We start from the raw sequence: 17,845 nt of genomic DNA, 5'->3' as shown, positions 1-17,845 counted from the left end.
TCTAGCTCCTTTTCACCTGCTTAGGCTCTCCATTCGGATTCGACCCCGGAAGATCACTTGGGTATTCAATTCTCGAATGAAAAATGCCAAGCAGCGTTTCATTCAATGTTTTTGCGACTTGATCCAGCTCTTTGATCGTTAGATCACATTCATTAAATTGACCGTCATCAAGACGATTTTTAATAATTTTGCGGACCATGGTGTCAATCTGCTCCAAGGTAGGGTTTCGAAGTGAACGTACTGCTGCTTCCAACGAATCAGCAATGCCCACGATAGCCGCCTCTTTGGATTGCGCATTCGGTCCAGGATAACGGAAATCCGCTTCTTCCAACGGCTTCGGATCATTCTCCGCCTCTGCGATTTTTTTGGCTTTATGGTAAAAAAATTGCAGAAGCGTCGTTCCATGATGCTGTTCCGCAATATCCCGAATGGGCTTAGGGATACTATACTCCTTCAGCATCTCCACACCGTCCCGGGCATGAGCCACAATAATCGATTTACTCAAAGTCGGATCCATCTTATCATGAGGGTTTTCCATATGATTTTGATTCTCGATAAAGTAATTCGGACGCTTCGTCTTTCCGATATCGTGATAGTACGCACCGACTCTGCACAATAGACCATCAGCGCCAATCGACACAGCTGCTGCTTCAGCCAAGTTGCCGACCATGATGCTGTGATGATATGTGCCCGGAGTTTCAGTGAGCAGCTTGCGCAGCAGCGGGTGGTTCGGATTGGACAGCTCCACCAGCTTGAGCGGAGATAAAATACCGAACGCAACCTCGAAGAACGGCAGCAAACCGATAACGAATACTGCGGTCAATAAGCCACCACCTATAACAAAGGAAAGAGCGAACAGCATGCTTCTTCTAGTCTCATGATCGTCTATCAACAGCAATGCACCTACAAGCGCCATTCCGAACAGCGAGACAATCATGCCCGCTTTTAGGATGGAAGACCTTTGACTTGCCCTTTGGATCGAGAAGATTGCGGCAAACGAAGCGGCAAGCGTCAGCAGCCCATAACGGAAATCAAACGCTTGAAGGTGGTCTGTGTTAAATATAACACTCGCCATTACACCGAACACGATCGTTGCTACATACGCCAAATTCACATCCAGCAATATCGTGATCAACATGGCACCCAGTGCCGTAGGAGCAAGAAAGCCTATATACGGGTATTCCAAATTTTGCACAAGGGAGAACAGCTTCATCCCCAAAATATTAATAAATAAAATAAGAACTAGCATCAGCAATTGAGCATTATTATGACTAACCGCGAGCGTACTCTGTTTGACGAACATAAAGATCACCAGACCGAACATAGCCACCAACAGCAGCAGCCCAATTTTAGGCCAATAGCTGGACTCGTCCTTCAGCATTTCCAAACCGCTGAGACGCTGGTATATTTCCTCGGTAATAACAGCGCCTTTTTTAACAAGTACTTCGTTTTTATTAATAAATACCGATTTCACATTGTCGCGAGCATGACCTTTAGCTTCATCGGTGCCTTTTTGATCAAAAAATTTGTTTGGTGTAACCGCTGCCCTTACAAGCTCCAGCACCATTTCACGTGATGTGCTTTTGCTCAGCGTCGAAGTATTCACCAGTTCGGCCACTTTCGCCCTTGCGGTTTGCGCATCCATAATCTGATCGTTCATCAGCCGGGTGACAATATCTTTGGCCACCGGCTCCATTGCCGTCAAATCTTCCTTGGATACGCGCGGCATCTTGTAGTACGTTTCTTCCGGAATCCGATATTGTTGTTCTCGGATTTTTTTGCGCATTTCCAGCAGCAGCACGTCATTGTATTGCCCGCTGTCCGTGTACGTCTTAATCTGTTTATCTACATGATCGTCAATAAGATTAGGAATAACCGTTTTGAAAATGTTTACCTTATCCCCAAGCGTAACTTCCGTATCTGCATTAATTTGCTGCAATTTCTCGAATAACGCTTCCATAAGAACTTCATTCTTCAACGCGACGATTCGATAAACCGGCTGTACCCGCTGCGCTGCATCCTCTTTGGCCTGCTCCGTTGCGACGGCGTTCTCGATGGCTCGGGGAGCCAATATATCCTTTTCCGCCGTGGAGCCGACACGAATATCATAGGTCTGCGGGATCAGTTTGCTCATTAAAGCCATGTAAAAAATGACAGTAAGCACTAAAAACAGAAGAAAGCGCACAAGGGCGCTGTATTTCCAGCCAGCAAGCTTATATTGAAACTTGCCTTGGATCGAAACCTGGTTCTTCATCTCGAAAGGTCATCCCTTTCACAGCTCTTCTGCTAATCATTGAAAAAGAGCTATTTTTCTTTATCCTCTTGGTAAGCAACAATAATCTTCTGAACTAATGAGTGTCGGACAACATCCGCTTCAGAAAACATGATAAATCCGATTTCTTCAATCTGCTTTAGAATGCGTTGCGCTTCCACTAAACCGGACGACTTGCCCCTTGGAAGATCGATCTGGGTGACATCACCGGTTATGACCATCTTCGAACCGAAGCCAAGACGGGTCAAAAACATCTTCATCTGCTCGGGAGTCGTGTTCTGCGCTTCGTCCAAAATAATAAAGGAATCATCCAATGTTCTGCCGCGCATATAGGCTAATGGAGCGATTTCGATAAGTCCTCTTTCTAATGACTTAATCACCTGATCAGGACCTAACACGTCATTAAGAGCATCATACAATGGACGTAAGTAAGGGTCAACCTTTTCTTGTAAATCGCCGGGTAAGAAGCCCAAGCTCTCTCCAGCCTCCACCGCAGGCCGCGTCAGCACGATCCGCTTGACCTTACCTTCCTTGAGTGCCGCGACTGCCAATACGACAGCCAAGTACGTTTTGCCCGTACCTGCAGGCCCGATCCCGAACACGATATCTTTTTGCTTGATGGTGGACACGTACTGCTTTTGGCCAATCGTTTTTACCCGAATAGGCTTACCTTTATGCGTAGTCGTGATTTCCCCTTTGAACAAATCAAGCAACTGGTCGACTTTCATCTGCTTGGACAATTCCAAAGCATAGTGAATATCGCGCTCGTTTAAAATGTAGTTGTTACGAACAAGCTCCAACAGCACTTCAAATAACTGCTGCAGTGATTCCGTTTCAGCCGCTGATCCTTGAATGACGATTTCTTCTTCGCGAGACTGAATTCTGGCTTCGGTTTGCTGCTCGATCATTTGCAGAAACTTGTCCTGCGGACCAAACAAAGCAAGCCCTTCCGCCGTGTTTTTTAATGCTACTTTCACGATGCGTGCATTGTCAATCAACAGGCCTCTTCTCCTTCAAGCGAACGCGTTATGGAACGATAGGTTGCTCTTGAGTGATAGATTCTTCCACTTCCAAATGTACTTCCATATAAACTTTACCATTCTCCGTCTTTTCATGCAAAATTTTTTCATTGACGACCTTCGCTTCTTTACCCGCAGACGCCAAAATTTCCTTCTTCGCCGCTTCTATTCCAAGCTTTTTAGCCTCTTGGGGGTCCGTAGCCTTTTCCATGATATTGACTTGCATAACTCGTTCATGCAGCCAACCGATGGGTAGAACAAATTTCCCGAGCTGAAGCGTTTTTCTTTCAGGAATTGTCTCGAATTGCTCAAACCCCGTTTTCCCGTATCCTGTCAGTTGTAAGGCGCGATTGCCTACGACAAAATAGGAACGATCCTTTACTTCTCCAGTATAGACTTTATACTGCTGCGTTAACGGCACCTCTACCTGAGGCGTATACCATACCAAGCCCCTCACTTCACCTGATGCCACCACCGTCTGCCGGTTCACATCATCGCCCAAAACACCTGATATAAGGATGTCCCCTTTTTTCACATACGTATTGGCTTTTACCAAAGGTCTTCCCTTCTCAGCTAAGATGTAAGTAATCATACCGCTTTTGGAAGCAACCAGATGACGCGGACTCAGCAGCGGCTGTTTATCAGGCACCGTTGCCTCCACGATTTTAATAACGATATGGGTGCCATGCACCTCAACTCCAACCCATGCGGTGCCAGGCAGCTGGCCTTGCAGCGCCCTAGACATGACATCGGTGTTTTTCAGCCTGTATTTCCATTGGAGCTTATAAATCCCTTGCTCTTTGGCTGCTTCCAGCACCTGCTGTTTACTAATCAACTCATTTCCTTCTACACGAACCTGCCAGACAACAGAGGATAACATATATAACCCGATGACAAAACCAATGAGTCCAAGGGCAAAAATCTTTCTTTTCTCGAGTTTGTCCAACAAAAAAGGAACGCCATACCTCTTGCGGACATGCACACGGCAGCCTGTCTCTTTTAAAACCGGACGAAGCCTGAAAAAATCCTTGAGGACAATATACAGCTCCGCATTTGTCTCGTCCACAATACGGATATCCCAAATCGTCATCCGTTGTTCCATCAAAGCATTGACTAGCTTCTCGAACCGTCCTCCTCTGACTTCAATCAGGACATAACCGCGCATCGATAAGAGAAAAGATGATTTCACTGTCAGACACCTCTTTACGGGATAAATTTGACGTCTTCTATAACCCCTTCGATAAAAACTTCCTCTGAAAAAATAGCCCGTATGACGAGCTGCTTGCCGCGAACCTCCAAGCTTCCTTTATTTAAGGCCAGCTTCATCAGCTCGTTTGAGAAATGTAGAACGCCCCGGTGGTTTTCTATGTAAAGCTGCATATTCCCAATAAGCGTCATACGGGGAAGATCCAGAATAACATCCTGGGGAAGGTCCAGCAGCTTGGCGGTGAATTGATTGAATTTACGAGTTAGACTGCGCATACGATTCCCCCTCAGTGTTGTTACTTTGTGAAATGTCTTTAACGTACCCATTAAATGCAGCAGAGGCTATTTACACCATATGCTGGAAAGCCACCAATTATGAAGACGCATCAATGCAAGTTATGCAAAACGCACAAAATAACCCCACAAAGTGGAGCCTTTAGCTTCGAAGTGCATTCAGATACTTTGCGGGGAGCCCTCGAAATAAAGAAGCACCGGACCAACAATTGTTGGTCTGGTGCTTCTAAGATCAGGTTTTATTTTCGAAAAGGCTTCTTGGCTCTTGGCGGCCCGAGAATCTCAGCCCAAATGACCCCTTGTGCCAATAGGTTAGCCGATGGTCGCTTCAGCGTGTTTCCTGAATCAGTACGATGTGACGAATCTCTGTTAGAACGGATCTGTCTATTGCTCTCAAGTGGAGAGTCCTTCCAAACATCCACTGTTTCCAGCTCTGGAATGGTCCTCTGAGCCGTTTTTGACTGTTCCCTGGGTTTCGGTTCCGGTCGCTTCTTAGGCTGCTCAGAACGCGATATGACGTCCTTTGCCTGAGTAACTGTTTGTTTGACAGTCCGTCCCCAACCTGATCCTCCTCCCGCAAATGGAGGCATGCTCTGCTTCGGAGACGCTTGCTTACCAGGTTCATTTGAAGACTTCGATTTAAACATTTTTCCGATATTGCTCAAAATAATAAACAATATCACTAACATATACCAGTTGTTGAGTAATAATTGTAAAAGCTTCATGCGTGCACGCTCCTTTGTCGGTTCATGCAGGAAGCATTATTCCTGATCTTCATGTTTACCCGTATCATTCATTTTTCCCAAAGAAGAACGCATTTGCGTATCAGCGTCAATATTTTTCAAATTCATATACTCCATTACCCCGAGCTTACCACTCCGAAGAGCTTCAGCCATCGCGAGCGGCACTTGTGATTCGGATTCAACCACCTTGGCTTTCATCTCCACGACTTTGGCCTTCATTTCCTGCTCCTGCGCAACAGCCATAGCACGACGTTCTTCTGCTTTAGCCTGCGCAATACGCTTGTCAGCTTCCGCTTGTTCGGTTTGCAAGTGAGCGCCGATATTTTTACCTACATCCACGTCCGCGATATCAATGGACAAGATTTCGAATGCCGTACCTGCATCAAGTCCTTTGCCCAATACGGTTCTTGAGATCATATCCGGATTCTCAAGAACGTCTTTATGGGAATTAGATGAACCAACGGTCGTTACAATCCCTTCGCCGACACGAGCGATAATGGTTTCTTCCCCGGCTCCACCGACTAATCGATCGATATTAGCACGGACTGTTACTCTGGCAATTACCTTCACTTCAATACCGTCTTTTGCCACTGCAGATACGGTTGGAGTTTCGATGACACGCGGGTTAACACTCATTTGAACCGCTTGGAGCACGTCACGACCAGCCAAATCAATCGCAGCCGCGCGTTCGAACTCCAAATGAATATTGGCACGGTGCGCTGCAATTAAGGCATTGACAACCCGGTCTACGTTACCACCAGCAAGGAAATGACTCTCCAACTGATTTATCGTGAGCTCAATTCCTGCTTTAGTGGCTTTGATCAAGGGATTCACGATACGGCTTGGTATAACACGACGCAGACGCATCGCGACGAGTGTAATTATTCCGATGCGTACCCCCGACGCTAACGCCGAAATCCACAGCATAATCGGAACGAAGCTTAAAAATACGGACAACGCTATAATAATAATCGCTGCCAAAAGTAGTACGTAAACGATTGAATCCATAGTTTGAACCTCCTAAAAGTTTTTTGCGCCAGCAAAAAACTGGCATCGTAAGCATATACTTTGAGTTTTTTGTGCCATCCACTAACTGGCATCGTAAGCATGTACTTAGAGTTTTTTGCACCATCCATTAATGCAGTACGTCGTTGATTTCCCGCACAACAACCCGCGAGCCTTCCACGTGCACGATTACAACTTGTTTATTCAGAGCTATGAACTCCCCGGATGTCACAACATCGACACGCTCATCGCCGACATAAATAGTTCCCGACGGACGAAGAGGCGTGATGGATGTTCCTGTCTTGCCCAGTAAATCTGAACGCTCCCTAACGGGCGTGTAGCCTTTCTCCGTCGTTAGCTCATCCTTAAGAATAAAACGATTCCATACACCACGATGTTTAAAAATGCGGACGACAATAGCTACGACAATGATTGCGAGTACAAAGGCCACGGATAAATGGAGCGCCGCTTGCTTCGTATTGTAGGCTGCCATGACGACACTGCTGAACAAACAGGCAATGCCCAAAATACCAAGTATACCGAAGCTTGATACAAAAATCTCAATGACTAGCAGTACAACCCCGATGATAAAGAGAGCAATATCCTCCACCCCCGCGAACCCAACAATATAATGTCCGAAGAAATACAGACCGAACCCGAGCAGACCTAAAATTCCTGGCAATCCAAAACCAGGGACGAACAGCTCGATCGCAATTCCAGCAATACCGATAAACAACAGAAGTATCGATATGCTTGGCTGCGTCAAAAAGCGCGAGAACGATTCGGCTGCGGTAGGCTCCAAATGCACTACGGGATGCTCTGACGCCCCTATGAAACGAATCACTTCATCCATATCAGCCGCTATGCTTTCCGCATATCCTACTTTCACCGCTTCGTCTGCAGTCAATGAAACTAGCTGCCCCTTAGCCACCGTACGATTGATGGCCTTCAGTTCAACTCCCGCATTTTTGTCTACCATTGCTTCAGCAATTTGCGGATCACGCCCTCTTAACTCAGCTGCAGATCGCATTTGACTTGCCCAGTGAGCAATAACCTTAACATTTCCCACCTCAGCACCAGAGGAATCTACAACAGCCGCTGCCCCCATAGTACTTCCTGGCTCCATAACAATCTTGCTTGCATTCAACGCAATGTAGCTGCCTGCAGAAACGGCTCTCCCATGCACATAGGCAATGGTCGGCGCTTTACTGTTGCGTATCAGCTCTCCAATGTCTTCAGCCGAGTCCACTCTGCCACCCAACGTATCAATGTCGAGAACAATGTACATGGCCTTAGATTCTTCAGCTTCCTTCATAGCTCGCTCAAGAAACTTTTGCAGACCCGTCTCAATCGTTTGATGTACCGGAATGACAACGACCGGGGCAGACTTAGGAACGGATGACGAAGCAGAAGCCGGATTGCCGTCAACCGCAAAAGCGGTTCCCAATGGCATTAGCAAGAACAACGCCAATAGAAGCAGCAAGCTTGACCTTACCAGCCATGATCCAGGCTTAGCATTCAACATCAGCAATGACCCCCTTCAACCATTTTCCAAATCACATACATTCCTTACGTAAAGCATAGCCGATTCGATTCAAACTTGCAAAAATTTCCTCACCTAAGAGGCGAATCCTCTAAAAAAAAGACACCCCTGAAACAGGAGTGTCTTTCATCATACTATAATAATAGTTGTTGAACGGCTTGATTGACAACTTTGCCATCAGCCCGTCCTTTCACCTTAGGCATTAAAGCACCCATGACTTTTCCCATATCCGCTTTAGAAGAAGCACCCACTTCTTGGATGGTCTGCTGTACAATGGCTTTTACTTCTTCCTCAGATAACTGTTGCGGTAAGTACTCCATCAGAATTTCTATCTCTGCCTTAACGGTTTCGGCCAAATCATCGCGACCGGCCTTTTCAAATTCTTGGAGGGAATCTTTACGCTGTTTGATCTCACGACTCAGAACATCAAGTACTTCCTGGTCATCTAAGGTTTTACGCTGATCTATCTCAATATTCTTGATAGCTGCACGAACCATACGGATTACGGTTAGTTTGAACTTGGCCTGGCTCTTCATCGCAAGCTTCATATCTTCGTTTAATTTCTCGCTTAAGCTCATCGATTAAGCCCCCTAGAACTTTCTCTTACGAGCAGCCTCTGACTTCTTCTTACGTTTCACGCTTGGCTTCTCATAATGCTTGCGTTTTTTAACCTCCGCTAGTACGCCATCTTTTGCGATGGAGCGTTTAAAGCGGCGAAGTGCAGCATCTATAGTTTCATTTTTGCGAACTCGAGTTTCTGACACCAGTTTTCCCTCCCTCCGAACAGACCGTCCAAGACGAAAAAAGCGTTCATCAAATTTCATTATATGGTATACATAAACTAGGTGTCAACCTAAGGAAAAAGATTCTTTACTTAGCATTGAGAGGACCCAGTTTTTCACCCGCAAGCAAGTGATAATGAATGTGAAAAACGACTTGTCCTCCATCCTTGCCGCAGTTATTAATGAGCCGATAACCGCTATCCGCCACACCTTCCTGCTTAGCAATTTCTTGGGCGGCACGATGAATTTCGCCGATCAAACCCCAGTCGCCGGGCTCAACGTCGTTCATGGTAGCGATGTGTTTCTTGGGAATAATCAAGATATGTACGGGAGCTGCCGGCTGTATATCGTGAAACGCAACCACATGCTCATTTTCATACACCTTTTTGGAAGGAATGGTTCCCTCTACAATTTTACAAAAAATACATTCCATGACGGGTTGTCCTCCCAGCTACTTAAACTATGACCGTTTCATTTTTACCTATATACTATACCTAATTTTCGGCAAAAAAGAAACTCCGCATTCAAAGAAATTACGAAGTTTTTTGAATAAAATTTGGGATTCTCATCCGTAAGCCGTCTATAGGCACAATTAGACAGGGTTTGATTCCATTGGATTGGAATTTTCTCTCCTCTTTCTGCTGTATCTCACTACTTGAATCAAAATATAAACGAGCACCAATAGCTGAGGCACAAGCGTTTCCCATGTCGGGTATACGCCAAGCCAACCCCAAGATGGAATAAATCCAGGGACATGCGAAGATAATTTACCCGCCACCTGAAGGGAATGGATGCTTTCGCCAAGGAATTTAATGACCAGATAATAAATGAGCAAAGTCGCCACTTGGAAAAACGTCCGAATAGGAAGCCGTATGCTTCCTTTTACAATGATATATCCAAGAACAACTAAAATAACAATTGCAGAGGCAATTCCAATGATCAGTTGTCCTAATTGAATAGAAGGAGCCATTCCAATATAGAAAATGGTTGTTTCCGCGCCTTCTCTCAAAATAGACAAGCAAGCCACAATAAATAAGGACCAGAGGTTACCACTGGCTAGCGCTACGCCTACTTGTTTTTCTATATAACGGTTCCACGCATTAACCTGTGTTTTTTTATGCAGCCAGGCGCCTACAGTGAGCATCAGAAGAACGGAAACAAGCCCCGTAATGCCTTCCAGCATTTCACGCGTGCTGCCTGATGCTACATTGGCAATCATGTAATTCAAGAGGACCGCTAGGCCGCCGCTCATAACCAATCCAGCTGCCGCACCACACCAAATCCATTTTTGTTTGCTGGAATTCCCTGTCCTATGAAGAAAAGCCACCAGTGCTGCAAGCACCAATAAGGCCTCTACCCCTTCGCGCAGCAGAATAAGTCCCGCATCCCATGCTGAATAGCTTGTTTGCGCAGCGAAGGGCGTCAGCTCCAGCTGCATCGTTTGGATAATCGAACTAGCTTCCTGTGTCCGCGGCGGATTGGAAAGTAGTCGGCTCAATGCCTCCGTCATTTCATTTTCAACCTTAGTATACAGATCAGGGGCTTTGGTTCGAACCACACCCTCAACTGAAGGCCATAAAGTAATAAAGCTCTGCATATGTACAGCAGCTTCTGCAGCTTTGCTTGAGCCTATACTTGCCTCCGCCTTTTGTAAGATGTCTAAACCATCAGCGACAGTCTGCTTGCCTGATACGGGTGATTGCACCGTTAATGAGCCGTTCACGTAATCGTTAATGGTTTGAATCAAATCTTTAATGCCAGCGGTTGCGGCTTCAGATCTCGGCGGGTCGGCTTGCACCGAAACTCTGGCCATCGTAGTTTTTGTTTCAATCTGACCATAAATTTGATCGTTGTCTGCGCGTATCGCATTTTCCGCTTTTGACCATTGATTGGTAAATTGTTTGAATGTGTTCTGCGCTTTTGTCCAATCATTTTGACTGATTTCAGTCAAGCATTGCTGCAAAAAAGGTAATAGGATCTTAGCCGCTTTTTTGCCGTCGCCCTTATCTGCAGCCTTCTCCAAGTCGGATACGAAGCTACCCGTAGCTTTGGCCAGCTTTGACACCGCTGGGTACACGGCATCAGGCTTACTCGATGCATCCTTTATCGCTAGCTTCGCTTCGGCCATGGTTGATGTTACATTGTCATAAAGCGCCGACTTTGGAGACTGTATCTGCTTCCACTGAACTTCGAACAAGTCCAGCTCCTTGGCAGCCTCGCTCCAATGCTGATCTCCCGCTTCAACTAAAGCACCGCCAATAAGAGGCATCAGCTTCTCAATATCAGGGTCCACCTCCGCTGCCCATCCTTTTCCAGCAAACGGAACAAAAAGAAGGGCGGCGATCATCAACCAACCGACCCACTTCATTAAGTAGATTTTACTTTTCTTCATGATTCTCATTTCCTCTCAACCGGATTCCGTACGCGCTCACAATAAACCTTCCCCCACGTATCCGCCTTGACGAGTACCTGGAAAACAGGCGAACATAGCGCTGCCCATATGGAAAATGTATGCATTCAACGCATCGTTTTTGGCTAAACGCTGCTGGATTGGAATAAACTGCTTCCGCGGATCTCGGTTGTAGCAAATAAAGAAGAGTCCTGCATCCAGCTGACCTGTTTGTTTATCAATACCGCTTGAATAAGAATAAGAACGTCGTAAAATCTTTTCTTTGTCTTCTCCATGAGCTAGTCGGATATGCGAATTAGCGGGAATCACAGGTTTACCTTCTTCATTTTTGGCATCTAGCTGCATAGGATCGAATTCACTTTTCTGACCCAATGGTGCTCCGCTGCTGCGATAACGGCCAAAAGTAGCTTCCTGATCATTAAGTGTTGAACGGTCCCACACTTCTATCCGCATACGGATACGTCTCACCGCCATATAAGTGCCATTCTGCATCCAGGACGGACCATCGGAAGGCTGTACCCAGATCAAATCGTTCATCAGCTTGCTGTCCTGTACATCCGGATTTCCGGTGCCATCTTTAAACCCCAACAAATTCCGAGGTGTCTCGTTGACATTCGCTGCTGTAGCCGACCGTTGGAAGCCTTCTTGCGTCCATTTGAGTACAGCAGTGCCCCGAGCAATACGGGCTAAATTTCGAATTGCGTGAAACGCAACCTGCAAATCATCCGCACACACTTGAACACCTATGTCGCCCCCACACCATTCATCACGCAGACGCTCTCCAGAAAACTTAGGAAAATCCACAAATGCCTCCGGTCGCTTGGCCGCCAAGCCGAATCGTTCGTCGAACATTGCGGGTCCGACACCGAAGGTTATCGTTAGCTGATTCGGATTCAATCCAACAGCTTCACCTGTATCCTCAGGCGGAAGGCTCTGCTGATCATTATTGGGACCGACCATTTGCCCCTCTGTCATTTTCGCAGAGGCTTCGGTCCAAGCACGAAATAGCTTCGTAACATCAGCAGCCTGTTTGGTTGTTAAATCAAAAGCAGCAAAGCATAGAAAGTTTTGTGCGGGAGTCAAGATCCCAGCTTGATACTTATCATAGAAAGGAATGCTAATATCGCTCCTGTCTGTTGGAACTGATGCCGACTTAGCAATCTTTCCCGCTCCGGTGAGCAAACCTCCGACACCAACAGAACCGAGCAACAGCCCGATTCCTCCTGCACCCGCCATCTTGAGGACATCTCTCCGGCTTACCGTCGACTTTTGATCCGAATGAGGCTCTTGGTCTTGCTTAGTAGTGTCGTCCATCCTACTACGCCCCCAACAATTTGCCCATATTTGAAAGCGGCTCCGCCAAAGCGTCTATAGACTGGCTCAGCTTTTTGACTTGATCAGGCTTGAGCTCCGTGTACAATACGTAGCCGTTGTCTTTTTTGTAAGGCGCCAACAAGGCTGTCAGTTCTTTAAAACGGTCATCGATGGTTTTAACTAATGCTGCATCTTTTTTCTGAAGCTCCGGCTTTAAAATTTCAAAAATTTTGGCCGCTCCTTCCACATTCGCTGCGAAGTCGTACAAATCCGTATGAGAATAACGTTCTTCCTCGCCTGTTACTTTCGTTGCAGAAACCTCGTTCAGCAGTTCTACAGCACCGGTAACAAGCATATTGGCGTCAATCTCCACTGTTTCCACCTTGGCTCTAAGCAGCTTGCTATTTTTGAGCAGTTCATCCGCAACCGCTTCTTGGCCCTTGGTCGTTTTGTCCTGCCACAGTGCTTTCTCCAAACGGTGGAATCCTTTCCAGTCTTTTGGATCAACATCATCTTCACGTGCATCAATATCCGGGTCAAGATCACCCAGTGCTTCAGCAATCGGCTCAATTCTCTCGTAATACATGCGTGCAGGTGCATACAGCGCCTGACTCTTGGCAAGATCTCCCGCTTTCACCGCAGCTACAAAATCACCGGTTTGTTTAACAAATAAGTCACATTGTTCGATTACAAATTTGCGATACTGATCAAGGGCAGGCTTCAAAGCAGCATTATCTGCCGCAGCAGCTTTATTGGAAGCATCCTTAGTAACAGGCGCGGGAGAAGGCTGTACGCTCGCTTTATTGGCACCGCATCCGGTAAATACTAATGTAGATGAAATCACGATTGCTGAGACGACATTACGGGTAATCATTATAGAAAGACATCTCCTTATATTAAAATAGCTTCTAAAAGACACTGATAATCATTCTCAAATAAACTATCACAGTTTATGCGCATTTTCAATTGTTTTTTTAGTGTACATAAAGACTCTAGTCTGCTGCGCAAAATATTAGTTCACACCGTTCATTTATAGCCGATATCACTTATAGACTCGAAGTCTAATATTAGGTATAATGGAGCCGAAAAGACTTGTGAGGTGGGTCGGAATGAATGGGTTGATGCGATCGGCAACGAGAAAAAAACGGGAATATATGATTGAGGTTGCCCTTCGCTTGTTTATAGAGCGTGGTTACGAACAAGTTTCCGTTGACGACATCATCGCCGCTACGAACACGTCAAAAGGAACCTTTTATCATTATTTCAAAGGAAAGGATGAAATTTTACGGGAGATATTCCGCAAGCAAATCCAAACGATCAGCGAGTGGGCCGTAAAAACTCCATCCCAAGTCCAATCCTTAGAAGGACATATCAACAGACTCTTTTTAGACTTAGCGTCCAATATCCAGGCTTATCCCCGTCTGGTACGCAGTTTAATTGCCCTATCTCTACAAAACGAGTCCGTCAAAAAAATTGAAGATGAACAATTTCAGTTACTGTTCGATCGGCTGCTTCACTGGCTCCCGGAGCCGAATAAAGTTAGGCTGCTGATTACCGCATACAGAGGTACATTGTGGATGTGGTGCTCTCAAGAGGAAGTGGACTTACCTGGTTTAATGCGCAGCAACCTGGCATGGGTTTGGTCAGGTCTACGTTTGGAACAACAAGAATCATCCATCTCGGTAGAAACGAGGCAAGTCGGACTCAATGCGAGTTGGCTTGCGCATAGCGCTAAGGAGGAAAAAAAGATGAGAATCGCAATTATTGGAGGCGGATTGTCCGGTTTGACGGCGGCCGCTTATTTGTCGGAGCAGCAGGGTGTGGAGGGCGTACTTTTTGAAAGAAGCCCGCAATTGGGCGGTCGCGCTTTTACTTACGAGAAAGCAGGCTTTACGCTTAACTACGGCGCTCATGCCATCTACGGGATTGATCGTCACGAAATATCGACCATGGAACGTGAGCTAGGTCTTTCCTTCAGCTCCAAACAGGTGGACAAACGTAAAGTTATGTACGCCAAACACGATCAGCTGACACCAGCTCCACTTGACTTCGTCAACCTGATGCGGACCGAATTGTTAAACACTATGCAAAAAGTACGTTTCGTTGGAGAAATCACAGCTATTATTGCACACATCCATAACGTAAAAAACTATGAGACGCTTGGTGACTATCTCGCTCATTCCGATGCGGACGAGGACGTTAAGGAGCTTTGGGAGCACCTGGTCTGCTCCAATTTCTTTATTACTCCAGAGGAAGCACGCAAGGTACCGGGTCCTGTTATCAGCGAATATTATCATAATTTGTTCCTATCCAGCCGTCCGGTTAACTACGTATTGGGAAGCTGGGCAGTTATTACAAATCAACTGCGTCAAAAAATTGAAATTTCCAGCCGTTGGGAGCTAGCGCTCCAAGAAGGCGTTGAATCTATCCAATACGCGGACCGTAAGTACCAACTAAAAACAAAAAATCGCGAGGAAAGCTTTGACCGCGTCATTTTTGCAATGCCGGTTCAGCAAACTTGCAAGCTGCTCAGAGGCACGCCATGGGAACCGTTCCTAGCTCCTTATGAAAATAATACAGCTACCGAGGTTATGGTTTACGATATCGGGCTTAATCGTGTCGTGGCACGTCCGTTCTCCTATATCAGCGATATGGACAATAAGATGTTTATCAGCGACGTTTCGGCAACAGATCATACGCTGGTGCCTGAAGGCGGTCAGCTGCTGCAAGGTATTGCGTACCTGAGCGATAGCTTCGCGGACGAGCAAGAGCGCAAACAATATTTGGATAAGAAAACGAAGCAAATGGAAGACTTGTTCGATCACTACTATCCAGGCTGGCGGGATGAAACCGCTGTGAAGCGCGTTTCCAAGAAAGCTATGGTATCGAGTGTGAAGAATATCGTCACGAACGAGCTGCTGCCTACACGTTTGGAACATGTGCCGTTTTATTTCTGCGGAGATGGTTGTGTCGGTAAAGGTGAGTTGGCGGAAAGAGCATTTTCAAGTGCCCGCCTAGTTGCGAAAGCGATTATCGAGGATGTTAAAGTACCGGCTAGAGTATAGAGGATACGAAATGAACTATAAATGAAATGGCGGATTGAATTATAAGACCCGCGGTTAAAGCAAGCTTGGAAAGCCAACCCGATTCTTCTTGAGAATCGGGTTTTTGCTGTTCCTGAAGCTGCCCCTGTTCCGAGGCAGCCGAGTTAAAGGCGGTCTTTCCATTTGCAGATTTGATCGTAACAGTTCTCGTGGTTCCATCCCACTTCAGCTCTCCTCCGAAAGCCTCACCGATGAACCGTGCAGGAGCCATCGTATGCCCATTGATTAACTGAGCAGCTGCTTCCAACTGGATAGGCTGTCCATTTTTCAATGCCTGACGATCACCGATTTTCAAGGATACGGTCGTGTTCCCTTTGCGCCCGGTCGCCGTTTGCGTGCGTTCATCCCATGAAACGGTTGCGCCCATCGCTTCGAAGATTGCTCGTAATGGCGTCAAAGTATTCCCGTCCCTAATAACAGGCGGCTGTTCATAGACCTGCGGCTTGCCATCCAGAACAACGGAAACCTGGGAAGACATTGCAAATGATTTGGAAATTACTTTAGTCCCATTTCTGTTGTAGACCGTTAACTGGATAATGGAACCTTCGGGTACCTGACCTGCATTCAGCTCGATACCGAATGGAGGACTCGTCTGGGATTCAACGATGGCTCCGTTGATCGAATAATCGATTTTACCTATATAAATATCCGGAATTTTTACCCAAGGCGTTATCTTCGTTTTGACCGTGAATGTATTGTCCTTATTATCCAGCTTCACATGGCCAGTCCCGTCAGAAGGCTTCGCTCCCTGCTCTACCTTGATAAATAAAAAGGGGAAGCAATCATTCGGCTGTAAAGGTTCTTCATTTGTTCGTTAGCGCCGAGCAAATAATTGTTTTGCGATTCCCGATTTTTCAAATCCACATTGAAGTACGTAATCGACTTCAACCGAGGATATTTGAGCGGCATAATTTCATATAATCGGTGAAGATTCAAAAGTCCATAATCCGTAAACGCTTCCTGTGGGATGTGAGCATAATGAGAAACGGCTGTTTCACTGATCATTAAAGGCTTACGATTTGAATACGTTTTGTACAAGTAATCCAGCCGTTCGATAGGGCTCGTTGCCTGCATGTTAGCCTGCTTAGGATCACCATTCTCATACGGCTCGGTATACATGCTGACACCGACCCAATCGACATAATCATCGCCAGGATAATAGGCATCCATAGAGTAAGCCGGCACATCTCCCGGACTCCATACCATAGCCACATTTGGTGCTTCCTCTGCCATGACATCATGGACAAGCTTGAACTTTTCTATATATTTTTGCGGATCGCCATGCCATACGACCCAATTCCCGTTCATCTCACTCGCATAGCGCAAAAAGATAGGAATTCCTGAAGCTTTGGCAGCACGTGCCCATTGCCGGAGCGACGAATCATCTTGTACGGAGTCCAGTCCCTTGGAAGGCTCCCATGCAATTTGCAATGCCGCCCCCGCTTCCTTCGCTCTAACCGCGTACTGCTGGGGAAAAGGATTTCCTACCTGGGAATATGCTAAATACAGTGCATGATTTTTCCCATAAAGAGCTTTCGATTTGGTGAAATTGTTTTGCATCGCAGGATCTTGTTCGGAATACATTCCGATATACATTCCATACTCTGGCTCGAATTTGGCCAGCTTTCCGTTAGCCGGTGCTCCTTGCTTTTTCAATGTCTCCATATCCTGAGTGGACATGTAGACATCTAGAATCGTTCGGATTTGCTCGGCGCGTTGAAGGTCAACAGCTCCCCAATCTTTGCCGTAAAGCAGCCAATATTTATTCTCTAGCTCGTAGTAGTGGATAGCGTTGTCGTAATCTTGGATGTCATCAAAATATTCATCCAGCTTTCCACTGAACAGTGCGGCGCTCTGCCAATCTTCGATAGAGGCATAATAATCAACTAGAAACTCCCAATGCGGCACAGCTTCTCCCGGATTGCCCCGGTTAACTGCCGCTTCAGCTGCCTTCCACCGATCCCAAATTGGATCGGCATGCGCAGGGGAAGCTCCGAGCCACAAACCACAAGCTACCGTTAGTGCAAGCAAGCTTTTGATGCATCGGGATATGATGTTAGGTACAGCAGCCATGTCTCTTTCCCCTCTCTCGCTGCCTGTAAACCGGCTGCGGGTTGTTCAAACTAAATTTCTCATGTAGGTAACTACGTAAT

General features: G+C 46.3%; 16 protein-coding genes. 1 reads left to right on the top strand and 15 read right to left on the bottom strand.

The genetic code is table 11. The features are described 5' to 3' along the window. Window position 1: 1 nt before the first annotated feature. From QMA13_RS11355 to efeO, 13 genes are all read right to left on the bottom strand, one after another. The gene (locus QMA13_RS11355; protein ID WP_282941475.1) at window positions 2-2,254 is read right to left on the bottom strand and encodes an HD family phosphohydrolase; all 2,253 of its coding nucleotides are present in this window, start codon (window positions 2,252-2,254) and stop codon (window positions 2-4) included. 50 nt (window positions 2,255-2,304) lie between these two features. Then, complete coding sequence (locus QMA13_RS11350) at window positions 2,305-3,267, bottom strand: PhoH family protein (protein WP_481858213.1); 963 nt, start codon at window positions 3,265-3,267, stop codon at window positions 2,305-2,307. Window positions 3,268-3,298: 31 nt separating this feature from the next. Further along, window positions 3,299-4,480 (bottom strand): sporulation protein YqfD, encoded by a 1,182-nt coding sequence (yqfD, locus tag QMA13_RS11345; RefSeq protein WP_282941473.1) that lies wholly within the window; start codon window positions 4,478-4,480, stop codon window positions 3,299-3,301. 14 nt (window positions 4,481-4,494) lie between these two features. Then, window positions 4,495-4,773: a sporulation protein YqfC gene (gene yqfC / locus QMA13_RS11340; RefSeq protein WP_282941472.1), complete on the bottom strand. Its 279-nt coding sequence runs from the start codon at window positions 4,771-4,773 to the stop codon at window positions 4,495-4,497. Between the two features lie 257 nt (window positions 4,774-5,030). After that, the gene (locus QMA13_RS11335; protein WP_282941471.1) at window positions 5,031-5,516 is read right to left on the bottom strand and encodes a hypothetical protein; all 486 of its coding nucleotides are present in this window, start codon (window positions 5,514-5,516) and stop codon (window positions 5,031-5,033) included. Between the two features lie 36 nt (window positions 5,517-5,552). Further along, the gene (gene floA / locus QMA13_RS11330) at window positions 5,553-6,542 is read right to left on the bottom strand and encodes a flotillin-like protein FloA (protein WP_282941470.1); all 990 of its coding nucleotides are present in this window, start codon (window positions 6,540-6,542) and stop codon (window positions 5,553-5,555) included. A gap of 127 nt (window positions 6,543-6,669) precedes the next feature. Further along, the gene (locus tag QMA13_RS11325) at window positions 6,670-8,064 is read right to left on the bottom strand and encodes an NfeD family protein (protein WP_282941469.1); all 1,395 of its coding nucleotides are present in this window, start codon (window positions 8,062-8,064) and stop codon (window positions 6,670-6,672) included. 152 nt (window positions 8,065-8,216) lie between these two features. Further along, window positions 8,217-8,660, bottom strand: a complete 444-nt coding sequence (locus QMA13_RS11320) for a GatB/YqeY domain-containing protein (protein ID WP_282941468.1) — start codon at window positions 8,658-8,660, stop codon at window positions 8,217-8,219. A gap of 12 nt (window positions 8,661-8,672) precedes the next feature. Further along, window positions 8,673-8,846: a 30S ribosomal protein S21 gene (rpsU, locus tag QMA13_RS11315; RefSeq protein ID WP_010491812.1), complete on the bottom strand. Its 174-nt coding sequence runs from the start codon at window positions 8,844-8,846 to the stop codon at window positions 8,673-8,675. Window positions 8,847-8,952: 106 nt separating this feature from the next. Further along, window positions 8,953-9,297: a histidine triad nucleotide-binding protein gene (locus QMA13_RS11310; protein WP_079910550.1), complete on the bottom strand. Its 345-nt coding sequence runs from the start codon at window positions 9,295-9,297 to the stop codon at window positions 8,953-8,955. Between the two features lie 159 nt (window positions 9,298-9,456). After that, window positions 9,457-11,256 carry an FTR1 family iron permease gene (locus QMA13_RS11305; RefSeq protein ID WP_282941467.1) on the bottom strand — a complete coding sequence of 600 codons (1,800 nt, stop codon included), beginning with the start codon at window positions 11,254-11,256 and terminating at the stop codon, window positions 9,457-9,459. A gap of 36 nt (window positions 11,257-11,292) precedes the next feature. After that, window positions 11,293-12,588 carry an iron uptake transporter deferrochelatase/peroxidase subunit gene (gene efeB, locus QMA13_RS11300; protein WP_282941466.1) on the bottom strand — a complete coding sequence of 432 codons (1,296 nt, stop codon included), beginning with the start codon at window positions 12,586-12,588 and terminating at the stop codon, window positions 11,293-11,295. Window positions 12,589-12,592: 4 nt separating this feature from the next. After that, window positions 12,593-13,462: an iron uptake system protein EfeO gene (efeO, locus tag QMA13_RS11295; protein ID WP_282941465.1), complete on the bottom strand. Its 870-nt coding sequence runs from the start codon at window positions 13,460-13,462 to the stop codon at window positions 12,593-12,595. Between the two features lie 235 nt (window positions 13,463-13,697). On the opposite strand from efeO, the gene QMA13_RS11290 reads away from it, so the two are divergent. Continuing rightward, window positions 13,698-15,653 carry an FAD-dependent oxidoreductase gene (locus QMA13_RS11290; RefSeq protein WP_282941464.1) on the top strand — a complete coding sequence of 652 codons (1,956 nt, stop codon included), beginning with the start codon at window positions 13,698-13,700 and terminating at the stop codon, window positions 15,651-15,653. Here the strand turns inward: QMA13_RS11290 and QMA13_RS11285 are convergent. Continuing rightward, window positions 15,643-16,410: a copper amine oxidase N-terminal domain-containing protein gene (locus tag QMA13_RS11285; protein ID WP_282941463.1), complete on the bottom strand. Its 768-nt coding sequence runs from the start codon at window positions 16,408-16,410 to the stop codon at window positions 15,643-15,645. The genes QMA13_RS11290 and QMA13_RS11285 overlap by 11 nt on opposite strands. Before the next feature lie 35 nt (window positions 16,411-16,445). Beyond that, window positions 16,446-17,765 (bottom strand): glycoside hydrolase family 26 protein, encoded by a 1,320-nt coding sequence (locus tag QMA13_RS11280; RefSeq protein ID WP_282941462.1) that lies wholly within the window; start codon window positions 17,763-17,765, stop codon window positions 16,446-16,448. Window positions 17,766-17,845: the final 80 nt, after the last annotated feature.

Source organism: Paenibacillus sp. RC67 (assembly GCF_030020805.1).
Classification (GTDB): domain Bacteria; phylum Bacillota; class Bacilli; order Paenibacillales; family NBRC-103111; genus Paenibacillus_S.
Note: the sequence above shows the minus strand (reverse complement) of the source record. Positions and strands in the feature narration are given on the sequence as shown.